The sequence below is a fragment of the Neisseria sp. P0021.S007 genome (genome assembly GCF_051956855.1).
Genome location: NZ_JBQCXA010001792.1, coordinates 1 through 434, shown reverse-complemented (window position 1 = coordinate 434; position 434 = coordinate 1). Strand labels below are relative to the sequence as shown.

Sequence of the window (434 nt, the reverse complement as noted above, 5' to 3'; positions counted from 1 at the left end):
GGATTGCGTTCCATATTGATGTGGCTGTTGACTTTCCAATCCTTTAACAGATAAGCGCCACTGGAAACATAATGACCGGGCTGCGTCCACTTGTTGCCGTATTTTTCGACAGTGGCGCGGTGCACCGGAAATGTGAATTGCTGAATCAGCATATCGGGGAAATAAGGCACGGGCGCAATCAGCGTAAATTGCAGGGTCTTCGCGTCCAATGCCTTGACGCCCAATGTCTCAGGCTTGGCTTTACCGTTTAATATATCTTCCGCATTTTCCACTTGGGCATCGACCAAATAGCTGCCGAAAGGTGCGCCGGTGGCCGGATCGGCAAGACGACGGAAGCTGTACACGAAATCTTCGGCAGTAATCGGATCTCCATTGCTCCATTTGGCATCACGCAGATGGAAGGTCCAAATACGCTCGCCCTCGCTCTCCCATTT

General features: G+C 51.4%; 1 protein-coding gene. It reads right to left on the bottom strand.

Features of this window, described 5'->3' with window-relative positions:
• Positions 1-434 (bottom strand): ABC transporter substrate-binding protein (locus ACTHUR_RS21485; protein ID WP_440400833.1); only part of this gene is annotated, 434 nt, incomplete at both ends.